The organism is Amorphus orientalis, assembly GCF_030814015.1.
Taxonomy (GTDB): domain Bacteria; phylum Pseudomonadota; class Alphaproteobacteria; order Rhizobiales; family Amorphaceae; genus Amorphus; species Amorphus orientalis.
Map to the genome: position 1 here is coordinate 725,653 of NZ_JAUSUL010000002.1, position 17,249 is coordinate 742,901.

The following is a 17,249-nucleotide window of genomic DNA, read 5'->3' on the forward strand; positions in this document are numbered from 1 at the left end:
GCCGGCGCCGCTCAGCGCGTTGCCAGCCGGAAGATGATCGCGGAGAGCGCGGTCGGCAGCGTGTCGATACGGCTGACCGGAAAGACGTGGCCCGCGCCGAACACGCGCTTGGCGGTCGCAAGATGGGCCGTGGAGAGCGCGATGCAGACGACGTCGACGCCGAGGCGCCGCGCCGCGCGCACCGCGTGCTGGGCATCGTAGGCGAGATAGTCGGAATCGGTGACGTCGATGTCGGACGGCTCGCCGTCCGTGATCACGGCGATCAGCCGCCGGTAGGCGCGTTCGGGCGCGATCTCGACCGTGGCGTGACGGATCGCGGCGCCGAGGCGCGTTGAAAGTCCGGAACGCGCCCCGGCAAGCCGGGCCGCCACGGTATCGTCGAAGCGCTCGTCGAAATCTTTCAGGCAGGAGATACGGACGTCGTCGCGTCCGTTCGACGCGAAGCTGCGAATCGCAATGCAGTCCCCGATGTCGTCCATCGCGCGGCCGAGGAGGGCGGTTGCCGCGAGTTCCAGCTCCAGCACTGTTGCGGTGGAGAGGGAGGGTCGGTCACCCGTGGACTGGGAGACGTCGAGAAGAACGAGGGTCGAGAGGTCCCGCGCCTGACGTTTGCGGCGCACGAAGAGACGGTCGTCACCCAGTTCGCCAAGCCGCCGTTTCACCGTGTGTTCGATGGCGGCCTCAAGATCCAGAACGTCGCCATCAGGCTGACGCTTCAACCGCTCCGCGCGGCCGATCCGGGCCGAACGGATCTGCCGGACGAGTTTCTCGTGCACCGAGGCGAACGGCTCGGTGAGCCGTCCCAGCTCGGAGGGGGAGCCCAGCGTCGCCGGCGTCTCGCACACGCAGGCCCATTCGTGCCGAAGGTCGTTGGCGCGGTAATCCCACTCGGGATAGCGAGCGATCGGGAGGCCGTCTTCTGACGAGATCGGACGTAGCTCGGCCGGCTCCAGATCCGGGTCGGGCCGGCCGTCCTCGCGTTCGGGCGGGTTGTCGCTTTCCTCCGGACGGGCGGCGTCGGTGAACATCTCGATCGTTTCGGGCGGAGCATCATCCTCGGGCAATTCCCAGAGCCCGAGCCCGTCGTCCCGGTAGATCGGCTCGACCGCATAGGTCTTCCAGTTGAACTGGAGCCGGCGCTGGCCGAAGTCGTTGCCCAGCAGCGATCCGAACTCCCGGGAGATCTGCGGATCCTCCAGCCGGTCGGCCCGCTCCGCAAAGAGGGCGCGGGCCTTGGAGACCGCCCAGTCGTCGTCCTCGAACCCGGGATCGGCAAGCGCCCGGGCGATGCGCGCAAGCAGGTTGTCCGTGGTCGCCGGCGTGTCGGCAGCGATCGTGTGGAAGGAGCGCCACAGACCGGCAAGTCCCGGCAGACTGCGCGCCGCCAGCGTCTCGACGCGGTGGTCCTCAGCTAGGTTGACGAGCGCGATCTGCAGCGGGCGCAGCTTGCCGACTTCGAACCGGATGCGACTGAACTCAAGGTGCGCGCCGATGTGGGCGACAGCGGCGAGAAAGATCCGGTCCTGGTCATCCTCAGGTGCCGGGAAGCGCAGCGGGAGACGCATCAGCCCGCCGGCGATGTTGGCGCGGGATGGGGCTGTCGCATCGATGGACGGTTCGAACGAACGGAGCGCCGCGGGCCGTCCATAAAGCGCCGTGGCATAGGTTGAAAGACGCTTCTCCAGCCGGTCGAAGGGTTGACCGCGACCGGATCGTGACAGAAGCCGCAGGGCGCCGGGATCTTCCAGCGAAAAGAACGCGATCTGGCTCAACCGGTCTCGTTCGGTGGCACGGCGGCCCGCCTCCACCCAGATCCGGAACCCCTCGATGTCAGTTTGCGAGAGGATGCGGCCGGTCTCCGTCAGGAGCGGCAGAACCGCCGCCGGCATCTCTTCGGCAAGATCCGTCACGATCCGGCCCCATGCCAGGAGTGCTTCCGGGTCGCCGAGGATCCGCAGCGCCAGCGGTGCCTCCCGCAGCAACGAGGCTGCGGCCTTCGCCCCGGCACGCTTGCAGGTGTCAGTCGCAGAGTTCAGCAGTGCCGATATGCGGTCCGGCCCGATGCGGCTTATCTGCTCGCGGCTCAGTTGCCATCCAGCCAGAAGAGCGGTCGGACCGGCGTTCGCGTTGGCCATGGCCAGGACCGCGCTGCACCAGCGGTCGCGTTCATCCGTGTCGGCTCGTCGCGACACGACTTCGAAGGCTTCCCGGAACGGGACACGCAGCGCCTCGCGCTGGCCGATGATGCGGTGGGCCAGCGTGACCGGACTGTCCTCCGGCGTCGATAACAGCGTGAGATGCGCGGCGCCGGACATTACGGGTTCATGCAGGCCTGGACGGCTGCGGACAGCGCGGCGCGCACGTCGGGCTCGTCGGTCACCGGCATGACGATCGCGGTGTCGACCGCCTGACCCATCGGCAAGCCCTGGGAAATCAGTCGGCCGGTGTGGACCAACATCCGGGTCGACGCGCCCTCGGCGAGCCCGTGGCCCTCGAGATTGCGGCTGCGGGTTCCGATCGCCACGAGCTGGCGCGCGATCTCGGGTGCCACATGGGCCTCCTGCGCCACGATCGCCGCCTCGACCTCGTGGGACGGGTAGTCGAAACCGATCGCGCAGAAGCGCTGCTTGGTGGATTCCTTCAGGTCCTTGATCGCGCTCTGGTAGCCGGGATTGTAGGAGATCACGAGCTGGAAGTCGGGGTGGGCGCGGACCAGCTCGTTGTGCTTCTCCAGCGGCAGGATGCGGCGCGCGTCGGTCAGCGGATGGATCACGACGGTCGTGTCCTGGCGCGTTTCCACCACCTCGTCGAGATAGCAGATCGCGCCGTGGCGGACGGCGAGTGTCAGCGGTCCGTCGTGCCAGACCGTGCCGGTCTCGTCGATCAGGTAGCGGCCGACCAGGTCGCTTGCCGTCATGTCCTCGTGGCAGGCGACGGTGATCAGCGGGACCTTCAGCTTCCAGGCCATGTGCTCGATGAAGCGGGTCTTGCCGCAACCGGTCGGGCCCTTGAGCATGACCGGCAGGCGTTCCCGCCAGGCGGCCTCGAAGATCGCGATTTCCTCGCCCGCGGGGCGATAGTAGGGCTCGTCGGTGATGCGGTAGGCGTCGAGGGTCATCGTCGATGTCTCCGGCGGTGGCCCGGGCCGGGCCTGTGGCGGACGCCGGGCAGACCGCCGCGTCGCCTCGGTCGGGTTGTCAGCAAGTGGATCGAACGCCGCTCTCGGCGGGCAGCCAGCCAACAGCTGCGGAGAAAGGTCCGCAGCAAATGGAAGCGCCGCACAGTGTTTTGCGGCTCGGGCTTCGTTGGCCGATGGGCGGGCGGCTCTGCCCGCGACAGTCACGATAGCAGCAAGTATCGTACCATGTCCTGCCCGGCGGAGCCTTACCCGCCGAGGGGAAATGGGGGTGCCGACCCGTGCGGCAGCCCCTGACAGGTGCGACCGGAGCCCTGAAGCCTGTCGCGACCCGACTATGGCTCGGGGTTGGAGCGGCCCCAACCCGGACGCCCTGCTGCGGTGGGTGATTCCGCCCGCGAGCAACTACCTCGCGGCGTTGTCAGCCTGGACCGGTTCCATGCGCGTGCCGCTTTGCGGGGCGGCAACGCCTTCACCTTGGGCTTCGGGCCCATGTTCCTTTGTTCCGATACCGGCGAGCGGACAGATCGCTCGTGGTTCGAGAACCCCGGTGTCCGCCGAGCGGCGGATTAGACAATCGCGGAAACACTCAGGTTCGGCGCATTTCCCGATGACGAACTGGCCGATCTGGCCGGCAGACGCTCAACCCCAGCCGTCCGGCTTCATCTCCGACAGCACCTCGTTCGCCGCCTTGAAGGCGTCGAGGCCGGCGGGAATGCCGCAATAGACCGTGGCGTGGAGCAGCACTTCCCGGATCTCCTCCACCGTCACGCCGTTGTTGATGGCGCCGCGGACGTGGAGCTTGACCTCGGCCGCCCGGTTGAGCGCGGTCAGCATGGCGAGGTTCAGCATGCTGCGGGTCTTCAGATCGAGGGTGTCGCGGCCCCAGGCATAGCCCCAGCACCACTCCGTCGTGATGTGCTGGAACGCCATCATGAAGTCGTTCGACGCATTCACCGACTTGTCGACATAGTCCGCGCCGAGGACCTGCCGGCGCAGCTCGAGCCCCTGCTCGAAGAGATCGCCGACCGTCTTGTTCTGGTCCGTCATGAGAGTCTCCTTGTTCTTTGACATACAAAAATACAATATGGCAGGGGACTTACGTCCCTGGGTTGCCGGCCAGGTCCGGCCTTCCCGGAGACGTGTGTGTTTCCGAGGCGAGGGATCCAATGACCGTCAACGAAGACCTGTCGATGCGCGTGCAGACGCTGCCGGGACTGCGCGAGCAGGTTGCCGAGCGGCTTCGCATGGCGATCGCGACCGGCCGCTTTCCGGCCGGCGCGCGGCTCATCGAGCGCGAACTCTGCGAGATGATGGGGGTGTCGCGCACCTCGCTCCGCGAGGCGCTGCGGGAGCTTCAGGCCGACGGTCTCATCACGCTGCAGCCCAACAAGGGCATGAGCGTCAGCGTGGTCAGCGAGAGCACCGCGCGGTCGATCTACGAGGTCCGGGCGACGCTGGAAGGGCTCGCGGCCCGGCTTTTTGCGCGCCACGCGAGCGCGGAGCAGATCGCGGCGCTGCACCAGAGCGTCGAGCAGTTGGCCGCGGTCTATGACGACTTTTCGGCCGAGGCCTTCATCGTGGCGAAGACCCGCTTCTACGACATCCTGCTGGAGGGGGGCGGCAACGAGGTCGCGGCCGACATGCTGCGCCGGATCCACACGCGCGTCTCGCAGCTGCGCGTGGTGTCGCTCGCGAGCGAGGAGCGGGCGCGCAAGTCGATCGGCGAGCTGCGCGACTTCGTCGCCGCGCTGGAGGCTCGCGACGAGGAGCGTGCGTTCGCGATCTGCGTTGCCCACGTCGAGGCGGCAGCGGAGGCCGCGCTGAAGGCCATCGCGCCCAGGGACGCGTGAGGCTGCCGGGGCGTGGGCGGACGGACGCATCGGCTCAGAGCGACTTGGCGGTGATGCCGCCGTCGACGTGCAGGATCTCGCCGGTGATGAACGAGGCATCGGGGCCAAGCAGGAAGGCGATCCCGGCGGCGATCTCCGCCTCCGCACCGAGCCGGCCGAGCGGCGTCTGGGCGCGCCGCTTGGCGTAGCCGGCCTCGTCGACGATCGAGCGGGCGCCCGGAGTGGGCACGGCGCCGGGGGTAACCGCATTCACGCGGATTCCTTGCGCGCCGAGCTCCACGGCCAGCTGTCGGGTGAGGGCGGCAATCGCCCCCTTCACGGCGGTGTAGGAGGCGGTGCCCGCCGTGCCGAGATCGGCGACCGGCGAGGCGAGATTGACCACGGCCGCCGGCCGGTCCTCTCGGTTGGCCAGCAGTGCCTGCACGCCCCAGAATGCGCCCTTGACGCCGACCGCCAGCATCCGGTCGAGCGTCTCCTCGGCGACGTCGGCGATCGGCTCGTAACGGATCCAGATCGCGTCGTTCACGACGCCGGTCAGCGGACCGAAGGCGGCGCGCAGCTCTGCCGCGGCGGCGAAGACGGCATCCCGGTCGGAGGCGTCGGCGACCAGCGCCAGCGCCTTGCCGCCGTCGGCGGTAATCGCGGCGGCGGTCGCTTCGGCGAGCTCCGCGGAGATGTCGAGCACCCCCACGGCGCCGCCCCGCTTTGCGATCAGTGTTGCCGCCGCGGCGCCGATTCCGCGCCCGGCGCCGGTGACCAGGACCACCTGGCCGGCAAGTTCACCTGACATCGTTGCCTCCCGAATGAAAAAGAATGGTCCGTCGTCGTCCGGTCAGTCGTCGGCCGGCTGCGGAACGCCGCCATAGAGGCCCCAGACCTGGGTCGCCAGCACGCCCGCATCGACCGGCAGCTCGATCCCGGTGATCGCGCCGGCGTCGTCCGACAGCAGGAAACCGATTGCATTCGCCACCTGCTCCGGCATGACCAGGCGCCCGAGCGCGGTCTCCCGGATCATCGTGTCCGGGCTGCGCTCGCCGCGGGCGTAGCTCGCCTCGACGGCTGGCGTCCGCGTCGGCCCGGGACAGACGCAGTTCACCCGGATGCCCCGCCGGCCCCAGGCGACGGCGAAATTGCGCGACATGTTGAGGATCGCGGCCTTGGTCGGCCCGTAGGCCTGCAGCGGGCTGGAGTTGAAGGCGGTGATGGAGCCGATGGTGACGATGGAGCCGGCCCGGCGGGCGAGCATGCCCTGGCCGAACTCGGTCAGCGTGCGGAAGGTGCCGGTCAGATTGACCCGCACGATCGCGTCCCACTCGTCGGCGTCCTGATCTTCCGGCATGTGCGGGTTTTCCAGATGCGCCGCCACGGCCGCGAGGCCGCGGCATGGCCCGACCTCACGCTCCACCCATTGGGCGGCGTCGCGGATCGAGCGCGTGTCGGCCAGGTCGATCTCGTGGGCGATGACGCCCTGGCGCTCGGCCACGGCCTTAGCCTGGTCCACGTCCCGGTCGAGCACCACGACCTGCCAGCCGTCGCGGACGAGGCGGGCGACCGTCGCCTCGCCGATCCCGCCGGCGCCGCCGGTGATCGCGGCGACGGGGGCGGCTTCGCTTCCGGTCGCCATCACAGCGCCTCGTAAAGGGCTTCGATGATCCGCCGGGCGCGCGGGCCGTTGTCGCCGCGGGCGTGCATCTTGTTGCAGGCGTAGGAGAAGCCGATCTTCGCCTCCGGATCGCCCATGCCGATCGAGCCGCCGAAGCCGTGATGGCCGAAGGCGCGGGGCTGCGGGCCCATCCAGACCGATTCCGGAGTGTTGAGGAGGATGCCGCGGCCCTGGTGATAGGGGCGCTGCTGCATCTTCTCGACCTGGTTGTGCTGTTCCACCAGCATGTTGGAGACCGTCTCGGGCCGCATCAGCGTCACGCCGTCGATCGAGCCGCCGCGGGCGATGGCGGCGTAGACGCGGGCGACGGTGCGGGCGGTGCCGTGGCCGTTGGCGCTGGCGATGTCGGCGATGCGCCATCCCGGCGAGTTCAGCGTCTGTCCGATCGGCTCGTCCGGATGCTGCACGAAACCCTTGGCAAGCAGGCTGTCGGGCTCGGAATCCTTGCGCTCGAACAGGGTGCCGACGACGGTCGGAACGAGTTCGGCACAGCGCTCGTTGTCGGCGCCGAAGATGTTGCCGATCCGATAGTCGCCGCCGAGCGGCAGGATCACGTCCTCCTGCAGGATGTCGCGGAAGCGGCGGCCGGTGACCCGACGTGCGATCTCGCCGAGAAGGTTGCCCTGGGTGTGGATGTGGTAGGCGGCCGTCGTTCCCGGCTCCCAGAGGGGCGCCTGGCGCTCCAGTGCGGCGACGATGACGTCGTTGGCGTAGATCGCGCCCTTCCAGAGCGGCTCGAGCACCACCGGCAGGCCGGCGGTGTGGTCGAGGACGTGGCGGACGAGGACGCCCTCCTTGCCGTTCTGGGCGAACTCCGGCCAGTAGTGGGCGACGGGCACCTCCGGATCGACCAGGCCCTGGTCGATCAGGGTGTTGAAGGTCATGCCGGAGAGGCCCTTGGCCACCGACATCATGCAGACGATCGTGTCCTCGTTCCAGGGCTTGGAGTGGTCCGCGTCGCGGTAGCCGCCCCAGACATCGACGACCTTCCTGCCGTCGACATAGACGGTCGTCGCCGACCCGATCTCTTCCTCTTCCACGTAGTTGGCCGCAAAGGCTTCGACGACGCCCGCAAAGGCCTCGTCGTAGGAGCCGTGAAGCTGGAAGTCGTGGCCGCGCGCGGAAACATTCTTGTCGAGCTGCAATCTTTCCTCCCGGAGCGAGCGTGTTCCGTCGGCGATATCAGATTGTATGACAGTACGTCAACTATACTGTCGGCTCAGGCGAGGGGCGGGAGATCGAGCCGGACGATATCGGGCAGGTCGGGATGAAAGGGCGGCCAGGACTGCCGCACCATCGGATCGTGTCCGGGGATGAGGAGGTCGGCGCGGCCTTCCGCCAGGCGTTCGCAGACGAGGAACCCCTCGAGCATCTCGCCGACGTTGAAGAGGATCGGGAAGGGCGCGCGGCGCTCCCGGTTCTCGGCGAAATGGAACGCGTCGGAGCCGAGCACCAGCGGACCGCGTTCCGTTGCCACCCGGACCACCTGCAGGCCGCCACTGTGACCTCCGACCCGGTGCAGCGTCACGCCGGGGCAGAGCTCGCTCTCGCCGTCGTGGAAGCGCATCCGCCCGCGATAGACCAGACCGACCGCCGCCATCACGTCGCGCACGTCGAACGGCGCGTTGAGGCAGCCATGGCACATGTGCCGCCCGGTCGCGTAGGCCATCTCCGTGTCCTGCAGGTGGAAGGTCGCGGACGGAAACGCGCCCAGCCCGCCGGCGTGATCGTAGTGGAGATGGGTCAGCACGACGTCCGTGACGGCGGCCGGCTCGACGCCGATCCGTCGGAGCAAGTCGGCGGGGTCGTGGAGGAGGGAGCGGCCCCGCTCGGCGGCCACTTCCCGGCTGAACCCGGTGTCGACCACGATCAGGCGCGCGTCGTTGCGGATGAGCCAGACATAATAGTCGAGCGGCATCGGGCCGTCGTGCAGATCCATGCCCGGCAGGAAGTTTTCACGGCGGCTGCGCTTCGGATCGGTCATGGCGTAGCGCAGCGCCAGCACCTCGTAGGTCGTTGTCACGTCGGGTCCCCTCCAGCCGGGTTGAATTAGCATATCGTCGTGTTGTATGACAGACTGCCATTGTGGCAAGGAAGCCACCGTTAAGAACAGCGCCGGATGGCGCATGCCAGACTCGTCTCCCGGGAGGATCCCCCAGTGAAGCTGCTAGGCCTTTTGACGCCCCTCGTGGCGTTGTCCTTCGTCGCCGCACCGGCGCAGGCGCAGGACTATCCGAAGATGAACCTCCGCTATTCGTCCAACATTCCGGAGGTCGTCAACACGTCGAAGATCGACAAATACTTCTCCTCCGAAATCGAGAAGCGGAGCGGGGGCGCGATCAAGATCCAGCATTTCTGGGCGAACACGCTCGGCGGCGAGGCCGAGATCGTCGACCTGGTCGGGTCGGGCGCGATCGATCTCGGCCTGATCGTGATGGGCAACCAGCGTTCGCGCATGCCGCTGGCTGCGGTCACCAACGAGCTGCCGTTCACCTTCACCGACGGGCCGAAGGTGAACCAGATCACCGAGCACCTCTTCACCGAGAACCCGGCGATCAAGGCGGAGCTGGACGCGGCGAACCTGCACCCGCTGCTCTATCGCTATCTGCCGGACTACCGGATCTACTGCACCAAGCAGATCAAGACGATGGACGACTTCAAGAACACGAAGATCCGCTCGTACGGGTCGTTCGTGCCGAAGATGTTCGAGGCGCTGGGCGCCATTCCGGTCAACATCACCCCCGTGGACATGATCCAGGCGATGCAGTCCGGCGCGATGGACTGCACCTACATGTTCAACTCGGCCGTGAAGGCGTTCAAGATCGATCAGGTCGCCGACTACGGCACCGACATCAGCTTCGGCGTGATCAGCGCCCACACGCTCTTCGTGTCGAAGGAGAAGTGGGAGTCCTGGCCTGAGAACGTGCGCCAGCTGTTCGAGGAGGTCGCGGCCGATGCCCAGCAGTACGGCAACGAGCTGATCGCCAAGGACGAGAGCGAAGCCACCGAGAACCTCAAGGCCTCGGGGATGGAGATCGTTGCGTTCGAGCAGATGGACGAACTCAAGAAGACCGTGCCGGACATGCTCGACCTGTGGATCGAGCGGATGAGCCAGGACGGCAAGGGCGATCAGGCCAAGGAAATCGCCGAGTACATCCGCGAGAACCGCTAACTCCGGAGCGCCCGGACGCAACCCGTCCGGGCGAACGGAAAGGTCTCCGGATCCAAGTCCTGGAGCACGCCGCCTCTGTCAGCCCGCCCGGTTGACCGCGACGTGCTTCAGCCGCACCGCACCCCGCCGGCGGAGGGCTGACCCCCTGCCGGCCGGTCCCGTCAGCACGGTGTTCGCATGTGGCTCCTGTCTCGAATAGACCTTGTCCTGCGCAAGGCATCCCAGCTCGGCTTTCTCGCCGCCGCGGGGCTCCTCCTCGTGGTCGGCCTCCTTGGCGCGGCCGACGTCATTTCCACCAATCTTCTGCTGCGGCCGATTCCGGGGATGGTCGAACTCTCCGGCGCGCTGCTCGCCGTCATCGTCTTCCTCGGGCTCGCCGAGGCGCAGGCGCGCGGGTCGAACATCGTCATCGACATCGCCACCCAGAACATGGGGCCGACCGCCCGCCGGCTGAGCGGCATCTTCTCGCTGACGCTGGCGACGGCCTTCATGGCGCTGGTGGCGTGGAAGGCCACCGATCTCGCCGCCTCCGCATGGAAGTTCAACGAGACCGCGCTCGGCGCGCTCGCCTTTCCGGTTGCCCCGTTCAAGACCGTCGCGTGTTTCGGCGCCTGGCTCTCCGTCGCCGAGTTCGGCCGTCAGCTGATCTACCGGATCGCAGGCCTGGAGCCGACCGGGGAGACGCGCAATGCTTGATCCGCTGACGATCGGCGCGATCGCGATCGTGGCCATGCTGGTCCTGTCGATCGCCGGCGTCCCTGTCGGCATCGCGATGGGCGCCGTCTCCGTGGTCGGCCTCTGGCAGACCGGCGGGCCGGCGTTTGCCCTCAACGTGCTCACCAACCTGCCGTTCGCGACCGCCTCGGACTACAGCTTCGTGGTGATCCCGATGTTCGTCCTGATGGGCGCCATCGCGTCGGCCTCGGGCATCACCCAGGAGCTGTTCGGTTTCAGCAATCTGATTCTGCGCTCCACCCGCGGCGCGCTCTATCAGGCGACGATCCTGGCCTCCGCCGGCTTCGCCGCAATTTCCGGCTCGACGCTGGTGAACGCCGCCCTGTTCACGCGGATCGCGCTCACTGAGATGCTCGAGCTCGGCTACGACCGGGCCTTCTCGGCCGGCTGCATCGCGGCGGCAGGCACAATCGCCGCGCTGATCCCGCCGTCGATCAGCTTCGTGATCTACGGGCTGCTGACGGGCGAATCCGTCGCCGAGCTGCTCATCGCGGGCGTGGTCCCGGGGCTGCTCACCGGGGCCGCCTACATGATCGGCACGTTCTTTCTCGTCCGGGTGCGCAAGGATCTCGCGCCGCCGCCGCAGCCGCGGGCGACCCTCAGGGAGATCGGCATCAGCGCGAAGGCGCTGTGGGCCACCTTCCTGCTCGCCGCGGTCGTCATCGGCGGCATTTATCTCGGCTTCACCACGCCGTCGGGGGCAGGGGCGCTCGGTGCCATCGGTGCGCTGGTGATCGCGCTGTCGCGGCGCTCGTTGTCGCGGGCACAGCTGGCGGAAGCGCTGCGCTCCAGTGCCGGCATCACCGCCGCTCTGTTCATCGTCATCATCGGCGGGCTGATGTTCACCCGCTTCTTCCTGGTGGCTGGAACGGTCACCTCCGCGACCGACCTGTTGCAGTCGTTCGGCCTTGAGCCGGTGGTGTTCATAGCGCTCTTGGTCGTCGTCTTCGTGGTGCTCGGCATGTTCATGGACCCGCTCGCGATGCAGGTCATGACGCTGCCGTTCGTCTATCCGATGGTGACCGCGCTCGGTTACGACGGCATCTGGTTCGGCGTGATCATGGTGAAGCTCGTCGAACTCGCGGTGCTATCGCCACCGGTGGGCATGAACCTTTTCGCCGTCATCGGCGCCTCGGAAGGGAAGGTCTCCCTGACCGACATCTACCGCGGCATCTTCCCCTTCATCGTCATGGAAGCCATCGTCCTGATCCTGCTGATCGCGTTTCCGGGACTGTCGCTCTGGCTGCCCAGGCAGATGTTCTGACCCGAACAAGAAAGTCTCAGGATCATGCAGCAGGAATTGCCGAGGATCGGCTTCGTCGGACTGGGCGCGATGGGCAACCCCATGGCGGCGCGCATCGCCGAAGCGGGCTACACCCTCACCGTGGCCGACGCCGATCGGGACCGGACGGCGGAGGTCGCGGAGCGGCTCGGAGCCGCGACGGCCGGCACGCTGGCGGAACTTGCGGCGGCAAGCGACATCGTCGTCACCATGCTGCCGAGCAGCGCGGTCGTCGGCGAGGTGCTTGGCGGCGAGACCGGCCTGCTTGCCGGTCTCGCCGAAGGCGCCGTCATTCTCGAGATGTCGAGCGGCGTGCCCGACATGACCCGCGCTTTTGCCGCCGACGCCGCGGAGCGGGGCATCGCGCTTCTTGATGCGCCTGTGTCGGGTGGCGTGACCCGCGCCCGCTCCGGCGAGCTTGCGATCATGGTGGGCGGAGAGGACGACGGCTTCGCCAGGGCGGAGGCGGTGCTTCAGACCATGGGGTCGGTCATCCGCACCGGGCCGGTGGGCAGCGCCCACGCCATGAAGGCGCTCAATAATCTGGTCAGCGCCGGGGGCTTTCTGATCGGCATCGAGGCGCTGCTGATCGGCCAGCGCTTCGGGCTCGATCCGGCGCTGATGGTCGACGTGCTGAACGCCTCGACCGGCATGAACAATTCCACCCAGAAGAAGTTCAAGCAGTACGTGCTGTCGCGCAGCTTCGATGCCGGCTTCGGCCTCGACCTGATGGTCAAGGATCTTGGCATCGCGCTCGGCGTCGCCCATTCGACCGGCACGGCCGCACCGTTCGCGGGGCTGTGCCGCGAGATGTGGAGCGGGTCGCAGAAATATCTCGGCCCCGGCAAGGACCACACCGCGGCGGCCCGGTTCAGCGAAATGCTGGCGGGCACCGAACTCGGCAAGGCCGCCGAAGAGGCTGCCGAAAAGTGATGCGCAGTCGGCTGGACGGTGCGCATCTGGTGGTCTTCGCCGGTTCGTCGGTCGCCGAGCAAGTGGCGTCGCTCGGCGCGTCGGTGACCATCGCCTCACGCAGGCCGCGTTTCGAGGCCGCCGCTCAGACCTTCGGTGCGGCCGAAACGGCGGACGTCGACATATGGGCGGCGGAAGCCGTCTGCTGACCTGAAATCACAGCGCTGTACCGATCCTGCGCGCTTCTGCGTCCTGCAGAGACCGGTCGCGACTTAGTGCCGCTTTCGGCTGGACAACATCATCTCCGCAGCCTTTTCGGCGATCATGATGGTGGGAGAGTTGGTGTTGCCGGAGGGGATCGTCGGCATCACCGAGGCGTCCGCGACCCTGAGCCCCTCCACCCCGAAGACGCGCAGGCGGGCGTCGACGACAGCCATCGGATCGGAGGCAAGGCCCATCTTCGCCGTGCCGACGGGGTGGAAGATGGTCGTGCCGATGTCGCCGGCCGCGCGGGCCAGCGCCTCGTCGTCGTCGCCCACCTCCGGGCCGGGCAGCATTTCCTGCGGCCGGTAGCGCGCCAGCGCCCGCGCGCCGACGAGCCGCCGCGTCAGGCGGATGGCGTTGGCTGCCGTCGTCCGGTCGTCGTCGGTCGCGAGATAGTTCGGTGCGATCTCCGGTGCCGCGCCCGGCTCCGGCGAGGTGATGTGCACGTGACCCCGGCTCGAGGGCCGCAGGTTGCAGACGCTGGCGGTGACGGCCGGGAAGGGGTGCAGCGGCTCGCCGAACTTGTCCAGCGAGAGCGGCTGCACATGATACTCCAGGTCGGCGCGCTCCACGTCGGGGCCGGACTTCGCGAAGATGCCGAGCTGGGAGGGCGCCATGGTCAGCGGGCCGCGGCGGAACAGGGCGTAGTCGATCCCCATCCAGGCGCGCTTGAGGAGGTTGGCGTAGTCCTGGTTCAGCGTGCGCGCGCCCTGGACCTTGTAGATGGTCCTGAGCTGCAGATGGTCCTGCAGGTTCTCGCCCACCCCGGGCCGATCCGCCAGCACGGGCAGGCCGAGCGACTGAAGCTTCTCGCCGGGGCCGATGCCTGAGCGCATCAGCACCTGCACCGAGCCGATCGAGCCGGACGCCAGCACGATTTCGGCCTTGGCGGCGGCGCGGCGGCGGACACCGTCCTGCAGCCATTCGACCGCAGTGGCGCGGCCGTCCTCGATCGTGAGCCGGTCGACGGTGCATCCGGTCTGAAGCGTCAGGTTCTTGCGGTGAAGCACCGGCTTCAGGAAGCCGCGGGCCGCCGACCAGCGCACCCCGCGCTTCTGATTGACCTGGAAATAGGACGAGCCCTCGTTGTCGCCGCGATTGAAGTCCGGGATCCGGGCGATCCCCAGCTCCTCGGCCGCATCGCGGAAGGCGTCGAGGATCGGCCAGGAGATGCGGGGCTCTTCCACGCGCCATTCGCCGCCGGCTCCGTGGAAGGGCGAGGCACCGGCGAAATGGTCTTCGTGACGCTTGAACACCGGCAGCACGTCATCCCAGCCCCAGCCCTCGAGGCCAAGCTGGCGCCAGTGATCGTAGTCCGCCGCCTGGCCGCGCATGTAGATCATCGCGTTGATGGCCGACGACCCGCCGATCACCTTACCGCGCGGATAGGCGAGGGCGCGCCCGTTGAGGCCGTTTTCCTCCGCGGTACGGAAGCACCAGTCAGAGCGCGGATTGCCGATGGCGAAGAGGTAGCCGACCGGGATGTGGAACCAGATCCAGTCGTCCTTGCCGCCGGCTTCCAGCACCAGCACGCGGATGTTCGGGTCCGCCGACAGCCGGTTGGCGAGCACGCAGCCGGCCGATCCGGCCCCGACGACGATGTAGTCGTAGGTCTCGCCGTCGTTGCTCATCGCCCGGCCTCCGGCGCACCCAGGAAGGCGCTCAGCAGGGGGGCGATAGACTGGGGCGACTGGACGGCCGGGAAATGGCCCGCCTCGGCGATCTCGAAGCGGCAGTCGGGTATCGATGCGGCAGTCTCCCGGAGCCGCTCCGGCGGATTGAACGGGTCGTGCGATCCGGCGACCAGCAGCGTCGGCTGCGCGATGGCGCCGATTTCGGTCAGCACGCCGGTCTCGGCGATCGCCCGGTACATGGCGGCGTAGCCCTCCGGGTCCGCACCCAGCCAGCGGGCGATGGCCCGCGCCTTGGTCTGCCCGTCCGGCCAGAGCGCCTCGGGAAATGCCTTCGGCAGGACCGCATCGGCGATCGCCGCCATGCCGTCGCGGTCGAGCAGGTCGGCGGTCGCCATCGCCGCGTCCCGGCGTTCGGCCGGCACGCCGAGCGCCGGGGCCAGCAGGATAAGGCGCCGGCAGCGGGCGGCGTGGCGGATCGCAAACCGCACCGCGATGGCGGCTCCGGCCGCGGCCCCCATCACGTCCACCGCGCCGGCCTCGCCGACATGATCCAGCAGCGCGGCGACGTCATCGGCGAGGGTGTCGAGGTCCAGCCGGCCCCGCATCTTCTGCGAGAGGCCGGCGCCGCGCAGGTCGTGGCGCACGACACCGAGATCCGGCGCAAGCAGTTGCACGAGATCGTCCCAGCTTTCCAGCGAGCCGCCGAGCTCGTGGATGAGCACCAGGGTGCGCGGGCCGCGCCGGTCGACGGCGTAGCGGCAGGCGGCCCCGTTCAGGACGGCGAAGGCGGGTTTCATCGTCCGGTCACTCCACGTAGATGCCGTTCATGACGTCGTCGAAGCCCGGAACGCCGATGGTGCAGGTGTGGACGGCGAGCGCCGCGGAGAGCTGGATCACCATGGCGATCTCCCGCGGCGTCGCGCCGGCGGCGCGGGCACCGCGGACGTGGCGGCGCACCCCCTCCTCGAACAGGCAGGTCGGCGCGGCGGAGATCGCCAGCGCGATCAGCTCCTTGTGCCTGCGCGACAGCGGTCCGGCCTCCCAGGCCGCCCGGCCATAGTCCATGTAGGCCATGGCGATCTCCGGGGCGGTGCCGGCCATGAAATCGCCGGCTTCCGGCCAGGCGCCGGTGAGCTTGCGGTAGTCCTCGATCGCCTCGCTCAGCTCCGGCGGGAGGGGCGAGCGGTCCGCCGCTTCTCCAAGTTCCTCGGAGAGGATCCGCATCCCCATGGCCAGCGGCTGCTGGGCGGCGACCGCCGTCGTCAGCAGGATCACCTGCAGCACCTCCTCAGGGGTGGCACCGGCCTTCAGCGCGTACTCCATGTGCCGCCGGCCGCCGCGGTCGTACATGTGGTTCACCGAGATATCGATGGCGATGTAGACGAACTCGCAGAGCTTCTGCGGCAGCTCGCCCGACTGGGCCGGTGCCGACTGGAATGCCAGATAGGCCTTCAGGAAAGCCGGCGAACGGTCCAGCAGCACCTCGTGGAAGCGCGACCAGTAGCCCCGCGTGCGCAGGATCTCGGCCTTCAGCTCCGCCTTCTCGTCGTCGGTCATGTCGGATGCCTCCCTGCAGGCCTCATGCGTCCGCCGCCGCCATCAGCACGTCGGCCAGCGCCTCCCGGCTGGCGCGGGGCGCGGCGAGCGTGGTCTGGCGAGTGACGATGCGTTTCAGAGTGCGATGGAGGCCGTAGTCCCAGGTGAAGGCGATGCCGCCGTGCATCTGTACGCAGGCTTCCGCCACGCGCCGGGCGTGGCCGCCGACATGGGAGCGGGTCGACAGCAGCGCGAGGCGCGCCTCGCCGGCCGGCTCGTCCAGCTCCTCCGGTGCGGTGTCGATGCACCAGGCGGCGTATTCCACGGCCGCCTTCATCGTCTCCACCGCAACGGCCGCATCAGCCGCCATGTGCTTGATCGCCTGGTTCTGGCCGATCGGCCGGCCGAACTGCCGGCGCTCCTTCGCGTAGCCGACCGTGAGGTCGAGCGCATACGCTGCGGCGCCGGTCATTTCAGCTAGAACGAGCAGCGCGAGCAGGTCGTCGAGGCGGCCGGCGACGGATGCGGCGCTGTGGTCGGCGGGCTTCGCGGACAGGCTGACCCAGGCCGCCGAGCTGGCGACGTCGAAGAGGTCGGCGGCGTCGAGCGTCACCTCGGACCGGTTCACCACGTGCCAGGTGCGGTGCCCACCGGCCGCGACCGGAAGGACGAAGAGCCTGGCCTCGTGGGCGAAGGGGACGAGGGCGCGTCCGCCATCCGGTGCCACCGCGCCGGTGACCGCCACGCCGACCGGCTCGCCGGCGCAGAGCACGTCGGCGATCGCAGGCGAGCCCGCCAGCGCGAGGCTCGCCGCCAGCATCTCGGTGAGCGGCGCGGCGGGGAGCGCGCGGCCGATCTCCAGCGCCGCCGCCACGGCGTCGACGGCGCCGAGTATCGGGACGCCGTCGTCGCTGGCGAACAGGCCAAGGTCCGCGGCCGCCCGCGTGACGTCCGACGCCGGATAGGGGAACGGGTGGTCCGTGGCGGCGGGAAAGCCGGCGAGCATCCGGCCGACGCTCTCGCCCAGAAGGCGCTGCTCGAAGGAGAAGTCGAAATCCACCG

The 17,249-nt window shown here is 68.5% G+C and carries 17 protein-coding genes; 6 read left to right on the forward strand and 11 right to left on the reverse strand.

Going from position 1 to position 17,249, the window contains the following annotated elements; translation table 11 throughout:
• Nucleotides 1–11: 11 nt before the first annotated feature.
• The 3 genes from J2S73_RS11140 to J2S73_RS11150 all read right to left on the reverse strand — a co-directional run bounded on the left by J2S73_RS11140 (nucleotide 12) and on the right by J2S73_RS11150 (nucleotide 4,186).
• Complete coding sequence (locus J2S73_RS11140) at nucleotides 12–2,315, reverse strand: nitric oxide reductase activation protein NorD (protein WP_306885606.1); 2,304 nt, start codon at nucleotides 2,313–2,315, stop codon at nucleotides 12–14.
• On the reverse strand, nucleotides 2,315–3,118 hold the full coding sequence (locus tag J2S73_RS11145) for a CbbQ/NirQ/NorQ/GpvN family protein (protein ID WP_306885607.1): 804 nt from the start codon (nucleotides 3,116–3,118) through the stop codon (nucleotides 2,315–2,317). Before J2S73_RS11145 ends, J2S73_RS11140 begins: the two co-directional genes overlap by 1 nt.
• A gap of 660 nt (nucleotides 3,119–3,778) precedes the next feature.
• Nucleotides 3,779–4,186: a carboxymuconolactone decarboxylase family protein gene (locus J2S73_RS11150; protein ID WP_306885608.1), complete on the reverse strand. Its 408-nt coding sequence runs from the start codon at nucleotides 4,184–4,186 to the stop codon at nucleotides 3,779–3,781.
• Between the two features lie 119 nt (nucleotides 4,187–4,305).
• Between J2S73_RS11150 and J2S73_RS11155 the strand changes: the two genes are divergently transcribed.
• Nucleotides 4,306–4,989 (forward strand): GntR family transcriptional regulator, encoded by a 684-nt coding sequence (locus J2S73_RS11155; protein ID WP_306885609.1) that lies wholly within the window; start codon nucleotides 4,306–4,308, stop codon nucleotides 4,987–4,989.
• Between the two features lie 34 nt (nucleotides 4,990–5,023).
• On the opposite strand, the gene J2S73_RS11160 is transcribed toward J2S73_RS11155, so the two are convergent.
• The 4 genes from J2S73_RS11160 to J2S73_RS11175 all read right to left on the reverse strand — a co-directional run bounded on the left by J2S73_RS11160 (nucleotide 5,024) and on the right by J2S73_RS11175 (nucleotide 8,675).
• Nucleotides 5,024–5,779, reverse strand: coding sequence for an SDR family NAD(P)-dependent oxidoreductase (locus J2S73_RS11160; protein ID WP_306885610.1), 756 nt, complete (start codon nucleotides 5,777–5,779; stop codon nucleotides 5,024–5,026).
• A 42-nt stretch (nucleotides 5,780–5,821) separates the two neighbouring features.
• Nucleotides 5,822–6,613 carry an SDR family NAD(P)-dependent oxidoreductase gene (locus J2S73_RS11165; protein WP_306885611.1) on the reverse strand — a complete coding sequence of 264 codons (792 nt, stop codon included), beginning with the start codon at nucleotides 6,611–6,613 and terminating at the stop codon, nucleotides 5,822–5,824.
• Nucleotides 6,613–7,797, reverse strand: coding sequence for a serine hydrolase domain-containing protein (locus J2S73_RS11170; RefSeq protein WP_306885612.1), 1,185 nt, complete (start codon nucleotides 7,795–7,797; stop codon nucleotides 6,613–6,615). Before J2S73_RS11170 ends, J2S73_RS11165 begins: the two co-directional genes overlap by 1 nt.
• A 74-nt stretch (nucleotides 7,798–7,871) precedes the next feature.
• Complete coding sequence (locus J2S73_RS11175; RefSeq protein WP_306885613.1) at nucleotides 7,872–8,675, reverse strand: N-acyl homoserine lactonase family protein; 804 nt, start codon at nucleotides 8,673–8,675, stop codon at nucleotides 7,872–7,874.
• A gap of 135 nt (nucleotides 8,676–8,810) precedes the next feature.
• Here J2S73_RS11175 and J2S73_RS11180 point away from each other — a divergent pair, with 135 nt between their 5' ends.
• The 5 genes from J2S73_RS11180 to J2S73_RS11200 all read left to right on the forward strand — a co-directional run bounded on the left by J2S73_RS11180 (nucleotide 8,811) and on the right by J2S73_RS11200 (nucleotide 12,962).
• A complete protein-coding gene (locus J2S73_RS11180) occupies nucleotides 8,811–9,824 on the forward strand; it encodes a TRAP transporter substrate-binding protein (RefSeq protein WP_306885614.1) in 1,014 nt (337 codons plus the stop codon).
• Nucleotides 9,825–10,001: 177 nt separating this feature from the next.
• Nucleotides 10,002–10,520 (forward strand): TRAP transporter small permease subunit, encoded by a 519-nt coding sequence (locus J2S73_RS11185; RefSeq protein ID WP_306885615.1) that lies wholly within the window; start codon nucleotides 10,002–10,004, stop codon nucleotides 10,518–10,520.
• A complete protein-coding gene (locus J2S73_RS11190) occupies nucleotides 10,513–11,823 on the forward strand; it encodes a TRAP transporter large permease (RefSeq protein WP_306885616.1) in 1,311 nt (436 codons plus the stop codon). The genes J2S73_RS11185 and J2S73_RS11190 overlap by 8 nt, the downstream gene beginning before the upstream one ends.
• Nucleotides 11,824–11,847: 24 nt before the next feature.
• Nucleotides 11,848–12,774 carry an NAD(P)-dependent oxidoreductase gene (locus J2S73_RS11195; RefSeq protein ID WP_306885617.1) on the forward strand — a complete coding sequence of 309 codons (927 nt, stop codon included), beginning with the start codon at nucleotides 11,848–11,850 and terminating at the stop codon, nucleotides 12,772–12,774.
• Nucleotides 12,774–12,962: a hypothetical protein gene (locus J2S73_RS11200; RefSeq protein ID WP_306885618.1), complete on the forward strand. Its 189-nt coding sequence runs from the start codon at nucleotides 12,774–12,776 to the stop codon at nucleotides 12,960–12,962. The genes J2S73_RS11195 and J2S73_RS11200 overlap by 1 nt, the downstream gene beginning before the upstream one ends.
• Nucleotides 12,963–13,025: 63 nt before the next feature.
• On the opposite strand, the gene J2S73_RS11205 is transcribed toward J2S73_RS11200, so the two are convergent.
• The 4 genes from J2S73_RS11205 to J2S73_RS11220 are packed head-to-tail and all read right to left on the reverse strand — an operon-like array spanning nucleotide 13,026 to nucleotide 17,247.
• Entirely contained in the window at nucleotides 13,026–14,648 is a 1,623-nt protein-coding gene (locus J2S73_RS11205; protein ID WP_306885619.1) for a GMC family oxidoreductase, read from the reverse strand.
• Nucleotides 14,645–15,448, reverse strand: a complete 804-nt coding sequence (locus J2S73_RS11210) for an alpha/beta fold hydrolase (RefSeq protein ID WP_306885620.1) — start codon at nucleotides 15,446–15,448, stop codon at nucleotides 14,645–14,647. Before J2S73_RS11210 ends, J2S73_RS11205 begins: the two co-directional genes overlap by 4 nt.
• A gap of 7 nt (nucleotides 15,449–15,455) precedes the next feature.
• A complete protein-coding gene (locus tag J2S73_RS11215; protein ID WP_306885621.1) occupies nucleotides 15,456–16,208 on the reverse strand; it encodes a carboxymuconolactone decarboxylase family protein in 753 nt (250 codons plus the stop codon).
• Nucleotides 16,209–16,230: 22 nt separating this feature from the next.
• Complete coding sequence (locus J2S73_RS11220) at nucleotides 16,231–17,247, reverse strand: acyl-CoA dehydrogenase family protein (protein WP_306885622.1); 1,017 nt, start codon at nucleotides 17,245–17,247, stop codon at nucleotides 16,231–16,233.
• Nucleotides 17,248–17,249: the final 2 nt, after the last annotated feature.

Excerpts from the sequence above, each read along its gene's own strand:
- J2S73_RS11190 (WP_306885616.1), top strand. The coding sequence starts at position 10,513 with ATGCTTGATCCGCTGACGATCGGCGCGATCGCGATCGTGGCCATGCTG.
- J2S73_RS11155 (WP_306885609.1), top strand. The coding sequence starts at position 4,306 with ATGACCGTCAACGAAGACCTGTCGATGCGCGTGCAGACGCTGCCGGGA.
- J2S73_RS11140 (WP_306885606.1), bottom strand. The coding sequence starts at position 2,315 with ATGTCCGGCGCCGCGCATCTCACGCTGTTATCGACGCCGGAGGACAGT.
- J2S73_RS11215 (WP_306885621.1), bottom strand. The coding sequence starts at position 16,208 with ATGACCGACGACGAGAAGGCGGAGCTGAAGGCCGAGATCCTGCGCACG.
- J2S73_RS11200 (WP_306885618.1), top strand. The coding sequence starts at position 12,774 with ATGCGCAGTCGGCTGGACGGTGCGCATCTGGTGGTCTTCGCCGGTTCG.
- J2S73_RS11205 (WP_306885619.1), bottom strand. The coding sequence starts at position 14,648 with ATGAGCAACGACGGCGAGACCTACGACTACATCGTCGTCGGGGCCGGA.
- J2S73_RS11160 (WP_306885610.1), bottom strand. The coding sequence starts at position 5,779 with ATGTCAGGTGAACTTGCCGGCCAGGTGGTCCTGGTCACCGGCGCCGGG.
- J2S73_RS11150 (WP_306885608.1), bottom strand. The coding sequence starts at position 4,186 with ATGACGGACCAGAACAAGACGGTCGGCGATCTCTTCGAGCAGGGGCTC.
- J2S73_RS11210 (WP_306885620.1), bottom strand. The coding sequence starts at position 15,448 with ATGAAACCCGCCTTCGCCGTCCTGAACGGGGCCGCCTGCCGCTACGCC.
- J2S73_RS11165 (WP_306885611.1), bottom strand. The coding sequence starts at position 6,613 with ATGGCGACCGGAAGCGAAGCCGCCCCCGTCGCCGCGATCACCGGCGGC.
- J2S73_RS11195 (WP_306885617.1), top strand. The coding sequence starts at position 11,848 with ATGCAGCAGGAATTGCCGAGGATCGGCTTCGTCGGACTGGGCGCGATG.
- J2S73_RS11185 (WP_306885615.1), top strand. The coding sequence starts at position 10,002 with ATGTGGCTCCTGTCTCGAATAGACCTTGTCCTGCGCAAGGCATCCCAG.
- J2S73_RS11145 (WP_306885607.1), bottom strand. The coding sequence starts at position 3,118 with ATGACCCTCGACGCCTACCGCATCACCGACGAGCCCTACTATCGCCCC.